At 71.7% G+C, this 6,778-nt stretch carries 6 protein-coding genes; 3 read left to right on the forward strand and 3 right to left on the reverse strand.

The annotated features are described in order from the left end of the window. Positions 1-16: 16 nt before the first annotated feature. Positions 17-1,057 carry a DUF3533 domain-containing protein gene (locus ACFU6K_RS26935; protein WP_380667198.1) on the reverse strand — a complete coding sequence of 347 codons (1,041 nt, stop codon included), beginning with the start codon at positions 1,055-1,057 and terminating at the stop codon, positions 17-19. A gap of 126 nt (positions 1,058-1,183) precedes the next feature. Here ACFU6K_RS26935 and ACFU6K_RS26940 point away from each other — a divergent pair, with 126 nt between their 5' ends. After that, positions 1,184-1,633 carry a MarR family winged helix-turn-helix transcriptional regulator gene (locus ACFU6K_RS26940; protein WP_380667200.1) on the forward strand — a complete coding sequence of 150 codons (450 nt, stop codon included), beginning with the start codon at positions 1,184-1,186 and terminating at the stop codon, positions 1,631-1,633. Between the two features lie 154 nt (positions 1,634-1,787). Further along, positions 1,788-3,341 carry an MDR family MFS transporter gene (locus ACFU6K_RS26945; RefSeq protein WP_380667202.1) on the forward strand — a complete coding sequence of 518 codons (1,554 nt, stop codon included), beginning with the start codon at positions 1,788-1,790 and terminating at the stop codon, positions 3,339-3,341. 100 nt (positions 3,342-3,441) lie between these two features. Here the strand turns inward: ACFU6K_RS26945 and ACFU6K_RS26950 are convergent, their stop codons facing one another. After that, positions 3,442-3,696 (reverse strand): hypothetical protein, encoded by a 255-nt coding sequence (locus ACFU6K_RS26950; protein ID WP_380667204.1) that lies wholly within the window; start codon positions 3,694-3,696, stop codon positions 3,442-3,444. 187 nt (positions 3,697-3,883) lie between these two features. Further along, entirely contained in the window at positions 3,884-5,062 is a 1,179-nt protein-coding gene (locus ACFU6K_RS26955; RefSeq protein ID WP_380667206.1) for an anion permease, read from the reverse strand. Positions 5,063-5,399: 337 nt separating this feature from the next. On the opposite strand from ACFU6K_RS26955, the gene ACFU6K_RS26960 reads away from it, so the two are divergent. Beyond that, the coding region (locus ACFU6K_RS26960) for an NlpC/P60 family protein (RefSeq protein WP_380667208.1) at positions 5,400-6,778 on the forward strand (1,379 nt) is incomplete at its 3' end.

Genomic DNA, 6,778 nt, shown 5'->3' on the forward strand with positions numbered 1-6,778 from the left:
GTGACGTGGTGGGGGCTCAGTCCTCGGCGGCGGCCAGTTCGCGGCCGCCGGAGCGCGGGCCGCGCAGCACGGCCAGCAGGGCGACGCCGATGCCGATCAGCGCCCAGACCACCATGACCAGGATCGGCATCCCCAGGTTGGTGGAGCCGAAGTAGGCGACCGACTTGGTGGCGGTGGTACCGGCGCCGTTCGGGATCCAGGCGCCGATCGCCCGCCAGAACGGCGGCGTCATCGGCGCCGGGTAGACCCCGCCCGCGCTCGGGTTGCCGAGCACCACGAAGATCAGCACCGCGACGCCGATCCCGAGGATGTCGAACAGGCACTGGAGCGCCATGGTGAACGCGCCGACCGTGAACACCACCAGGGCGCCGATGGCGCTCAGCCCGAGGACCGAGCCCGGCAGGGCGTCCAGCACCGGCCCGGCGATCACCGTGCCGAGGACGCCGGCGCCGACCGAGTACACCGCGAGGACGCCGAGGCGGATCAGCAGGCGGTGGGTGTTGGCCGGCTTGGAGCCCGCGCTGATGCCCAGGATCGAGGCGACCAGGTAGCCGCCGACGCACCAGCCGATCACCAGGTAGAAGGCGGAGAGGCCGTTGGTGTCGCCCTTGGCGAGCGGCACCACGTCCTGGACCTTGACCGTACGGCCCTGGGTCTGGTCGATCGCGGTGGTGATGGACTCGGCGGCCTTGGCGGCGGAGGTGCCGCGGGCGCTGCCGACCAGCAGGGTGTCCTGGGTGGAGGTCGGGTCCACGACCAGCGCGGCGTAGAGCTTCTGGTCCTTGATCAGCTGGGTCGCCGTCTCGGCGTCCGGCGCGGTGCTGGCCCGGACGGCGTCGTTCGGCACCGACTCCAGCGCGCCGACCAGCTTGGGGGCGACCTGCGGCGGGGCGACCACCGCGATGGAGAGGTTCTGCGGGGCGGGCTTGTGCAGCGCCCCGATGTAGGAGGTGATGAAGCCGAGCTGGAGCAGCAGCACGCCGATCACGAGCAGTGCCGCGCGCGGGGTGACCGCGCTCTTCAGTTCGGCGATGAAACCCTGCCCCGGGGCTGCCATCCACATCTCCTCGTGTAATGGGGAAAAACGGTACTTCCAGAACCGATACTTCATACCATGAAGTAGTTGGCTTGTCGCACCGGCCGCGCCGGGTCGCCGCCCGTGTCGCTGCGCGATACTGGCGCGGTGAGTGACGAGGAATCCCTGGTGGCGGTGGAGCGCGAGGTCGCGCTGATGTTCCGGCGGGGCCGGGCCAGAGTGGCGGAACTCTCACGGCGGGTGCACCCCGGGCTGGAGGGGATGGCGTACAGCCTGCTCGGCTACATCGAGCAGGCCGGGCCGGTGCGGGTGACCGACGTCGGCGTGCACTTCTCGGTCGGCAAGGCGACGGTGAGCCGGCAGGTCCGGACGCTGGAGGAGCTGGGCCTGGTGGCCCGGGAGACGGACCCGCTGGACCGCCGGGCCGCGCTGGTCTCGCTCACCGAGGACGGGCGGCGGCGCTACCTGGCCGCGCAGGACGTCCGGATGCGGCGGGTGCGCGAGGTGATGGGCGGCTGGTCGCCGGAGGACGTGACCCGCTTCGCGGAGCTGCTGCACCGCTTCAACGACATCCTGGGGGAGTCGGCGGCCGACTGAGCGGCCGGTCCCCGGCGGTGCGACAGGGCCCGTAGCTGCGGGTTTTACTTGCCCTTGAAGAAAGTTGCCTTATTCAACCATCTCGTTTTATGGTTGCTTACGGCAACGAAATTTCATGATCCGCGCATCCCGCACGCCACGCCGAAGGACCCAGATGACCGTGACCACCGAGGCCGCGAGCGGAACCGCCGCCGCGGCCGACAGTCCACAGATGACGCACCGGCAGGTGATGGAGGCGCTCTCCGGCCTGCTGCTCGGCCTGTTCGTGGCCGTGCTCTCCTCGACCGTCGTCTCCAACGCCCTGCCGCACATCCTGGCCGACCTGCACGGCGGCCAGTCCGCGTACACCTGGGTGATCACCGCGGCCCTGCTCACCCTCACCGCCTCCACCCCGATCTGGGGCAAGCTCTCCGACCTCGTCAGCAAGAAGCTGCTGCTCCAGATCGCCCTGCTGATCTACATCGGCACCTCGGCGCTGGCCGGCCTCTCGCAGAACACCGGCGAGCTGATCGCCTGCCGCGCGCTCCAGGGCGTCGGCGCCGGCGGTGTCGTGGCGCTCGGCCAGATCTGCCTGGCCGCGATGGTCCCGCCGCGCGAGCGCGGCCGGTACAGCGGCTACTTCGGCGCGGTCTTCGCGCTCGCCACCATCGGCGGGCCGCTGATCGGCGGCGTCATCGTGGACACCTCCTGGCTGGGCTGGCGCTGGTGCTTCTACGTCGGCATCCCGTTCGCGCTGGTCGCGATCCTGGTGGTGCAGCGCACCCTCAAGCTGCCGGTGGTCAAGCGCAAGGCGAAGATCGACTACCTGGGCGCGCTGGTCATCACCGCCTCGGTCAGCCTGCTGATGATCTGGATCACCCTGGCCGGCAAGAACTACGCCTGGCTGTCCTGGCAGACCGCGGCCATGGTCGGCGGCGGCCTGGTGCTGGGCGCCCTGGCCGTCGTGATCGAGCGCCGCGCCGCCGAGCCGATCATCCCGCCGAGCCTCTTCAAGTACCGCACCGTCACCCTGGCCGCCCTCGCCAGCGTGCTGGTCGGCGTCGGGATGTACGGCGCGACCACCTTCCTCAGCCAGTACTTCCAGCTGGCCCGCGCCAAGTCCCCGACCATGGCCGGCCTGATGACCCTGCCGATGATCCTCGGCCTGGCGGTCTCCTCCGCGGTGGTCGGCCGGCTGATCACCAAGTACGGCAAGTGGAAGGCCTACCTGGTCTCCGGCACCGCGCTGCTCGCCGTCGGCTTCGGCCTGCTGGGCACCGCCCGGGCCGACACGAACTACGCGCTGCTCTCCCTCTACATGGCGATCACCGGCGTCGGCCTCGGCCTGACCAGCCAGAACCTGGTGCTCGCGGTGCAGAACACGGTGCCCCGGCACGAGCTCGGCGCCGCCAGCTCGGTGGTCACCTTCTTCCGCACCATGGGCGGCGCGATGGGCGTCTCCGCGCTCGGCGCGCTGATGACCAACAAGGTCGGCCACTACCTGGCCGAGAACCTGGCCGCGGCGCACGTCCCGGCCTCGCCCGCGGCGGCCGGCGGCGGCATCCCGGACCTGGCCAAGCTGCCGGCCCCGATCGTGCCGCTGGTGACGGACGCCTTCGGCCACGGCGTCGGCACCGTCTTCCTGTGGGCCGCCCCGTTCGCGGCACTGGCCTTCGTCACCGTCCTCTTCATCCGGGAGACCGTGCTGAAGACCACCCAGGAGGGCTGACCGGCCGGCGGGACCGACCGCGGCAGGGATGCGCGAACGGGCCGGGGAGTGTGGAGACACTCCCCGGCCCGTTCCGTTGTGCGCGTGGTGCGCGCGCCGGCTAGTGGCCGGCGATCAGCGACAGCCCGTAGAGGACGACCCCGCCGCAGAGGGCGAAGCAGACGCACGCGCCGGCCAGGGCGAGCCGGCCGCCGCCCGCGGCCCCGGCGGTGCCCTCGCCCGTACCGGCGGCGCTCACCGCGGCCTCGCGGCGGGACAGCGCCAGGATGCCGAGCGCGAAGACGGCGACCACGGCGACGGTGATGCCGAAGCTGACACCGGCGGTCTGGGCCAGGGCGTTCCACTTGATGTGCATGGTGAGTGCTCCGGGGCGTGTCTTGTGGGTTTTGTCGGATCAGGGCGCGGCGTTGGGGTGCGTGCATCGCAAGGCGGAGGAGGGAGCCACTGCGGAGCATTGGCGACCGACGACAACGCGGCGAGGTGCGTGCCCCGGCGTCGCGGACCCGGCAAGGACCCGCAAGACACGCCCTGCGTCCCGGTGCTCAGGCCGCGACGGTGGTCGAGGCGGGGGTGGGGGTGTTCGCGGTACCGGCCGGTGCGACCTCGACCGGGGTGACGTCCACGTCGTTGACGTTGTCCGCGCCGACCGGCTGGCGGCGGGAGATCATCCACATCGCGCCCGCGCCGGCCACCAGCACGGCACCGACCAGGGCGACGCCCCAGCTGCCCTGCTCGGCCAGCAGGGCGGCGCCGCCGGAGACCACCGCGGCGGCCGGCAGGGTCAGGCCCCAGGTGTAGACCATGCGGCGGACCAGGCTCCAGCGCAGCTCGCCCTTCGGGCCGCCGAGGCCGGCGCCCATGATGCCGCCGGAGCAGACCTGGGTGGTGGAGAGGCCGAAGCCCATGTGCGAGGAGGTCAGGATGACGGTCGCGGCGGCCGACTCGGAGGCGAAGCCCTGCGGCGGGCGGATGTCCGCCAGGCCCTTGCCCATCGAGCGGATGATCCGCCAGCCGCCCATGTAGGTGCCGAGCGCGATCGCCGCGCCGGCGGAGACGATCACCCAGGTGGGGGGCAGCGCGCCGTGCGGCAGGGCGCCGACCGAGACCAGGGTCAGGGTGATGATGCCCATCGTCTTCTGGGCGTCGTTGGTGCCGTGCGCGAGCGAGATCAGCGAGGAGGAGAAGACCTGGCCGGTCTTGAAGCCCTTCTCGGTGGTCGCGGTGTTGCCCTTGCGGGTGATCGCGTAGGCCAGCTTGGTGGCGCCCCAGGAGGCCAGTCCGGCGACGAAGGGGGACGCGACGGCCGGGATGAGGATCTTGGTGACCACGGTGTCGAAGTTGACGCCGCTCGTGCCGACGCCGACGATCGTGGCGCCGATCAGGCCGCCGTACAGGGCGTGCGAGGAACTGGACGGCAGGCCGCGCAGCCAGGTCAGCAGGTTCCAGAGGATCGCGCCGGCCAGGGCGGCGAAGATGATCTCGGGATGGACGCCGGCCTTCTCGTTGACGATGCCGCCGGAGATGGTGGTGGCGACCTTCACGGACAGGAACGCGCCCGCGAAGTTGAGCAGGGCCGCGATGGTGACCGCGACCTTCGGACGAAGGGCCCCGGTCGCGATCGCGGTGGCGGCCGCGTTGGCGGTGTCGTGGAACCCGTTGGTGAAGTCGAAGGCGAGCGCCGTGATGATCACAACGGCTACCAGGAACGAGATGTGTTCCATACCCAAACAATCGTCGTAGTTGTCGCACGGACGTTGGTGACGTCGCGACCGTAGGTCTGTTTGGTAAACGGAAGGTGAACTGGATCGGGAATCGTGGTTCCAATGGTTGACTCGCAGTGACCACTGGATTTCATCGGGGTGACATACGGCGCGCTGAACTGGACATTAGCGAAGAACGCGCCGGTTCGACCCGGTTTGCTGAGAGCTGTCTCACAGGTCAATCGAGAATTAACCTCCCAGTCCGCATGCGCCCTGTTTCCGGCGAGTAACCCGTGGGAGGATCTGCGGGATCCGGGAAGCCGGGACAGGGGCAGTGCGCGGCGGGGAGGACCAGGCCATGGGCGGGGCGGGACAGAGAGCGGAGACGGCACGCGTACGGCCCTGGGTGCGGGCGGCACTGCGCTGCGGAGCCGTCCTCGCGGCCGCGGCGCTCGCGCTGCCGGTCGGCGCGGCGGCCGCCTGGGCCGCACCCGACCCGGGGGCCGGGCAGGTCGTCGCCGGCGCGGACCCGCTCGCCGACGCCAAGGCCACCCTCGGCCCGCTGCTCGACCGGCTGCACGCGCTCTACCAGAGCGCCGAGGCCGCCACCGAGCAGTACAACGGCGCCGTCGCCAAGGCGGCGGAGCAGCAGACCTCGCTCACCGACCTCCAGGGCCGGCAGGACCGCCAGCAGAAGCAGGTCGACGCCGGCACCGACATCGCCTCGCAGCTCGCCGCCGCGCAGTACCGCAACGGGTCCGCCTCGGCCTACGCCGAGCTGCTGCTCTCCAAGGACCCGTACGAGGCGGTCGTCATCGCCGAGCTGCTCGCCTCGGCCAGCCGCTCCCAGTCGGAGTTCCTGGACAAGCTGAAGAGCGACCGGGACGCGCTGGACGGGCTGAAGAAGCAGACCGAGGAGGCGCTGAAGACCTCCCAGGCGCTGGTCGCCCAGCAGGACGCGGCCAAGGCCAAGGCCGCCTCCGACCTCGCCGCCGTCGAGCAGACGGTCGCCACCCTGACCGGCGCCCAGCGGGCCGAGCTGGAGCAGCTGGAGAAGGCCAAGGCGGACGAGGCGCAGCTCGCCTTCCTCGCCTCCGGGGCGCTCGGCAAGGGCGAGCGCACGCCCTCCCAGCAGGGGCGCGGAGCCATCGCCTTCGCGCTGGCGCAGGTGGGCAAGCCGTACCTGTGGGGCGGCACCGGCCCGGACGCCTACGACTGCTCGGGCCTCACCTCGCAGGCCTGGCTGCACGCCGGCCGGCCGATCCCGCGCACCAGCCAGGAGCAGTGGGCGCAGCTGCCGCACGTGGCGCTCAACCAGCTGCGGCCCGGCGACCTGGTGGTGTACTTCCAGGACGCCTCGCACATCGGGATGTACATCGGCGGCGGGCTGATCGTGCAGGCGCCGCGGCCCGGGGCGTTCATCAAGATCTCGCCGATCGGCTCGATGCCGATCCTCGGGGCCGTCCGTCCGGACCCGACCGGCGCGGCGGACGAGGCCGGCGGGGCGTGGAAGGTGCCCGACCTCCCGGCGAACTGGGACTCCGTGACGCCGATCGCGCCGAGCCCGGCCAACCAGGTGCCGGCCCCGCCGGCCACGGGTGGCGCGGTGACGCCGCCGGCCGTGCCGGGCACGCCGACCGAGACGCCGGGCACGCCGAGCACGCCGGGCGGGACCGGTACGCCGACCGACCCGGGGACGCCGTCCGGCGGCACGCCGACCACGACCCCGACCGGAAC

This window comes from Kitasatospora sp. NPDC057512, from assembly GCF_042802135.1.
GTDB lineage: Bacteria > Actinomycetota > Actinomycetes > Streptomycetales > Streptomycetaceae > Kitasatospora.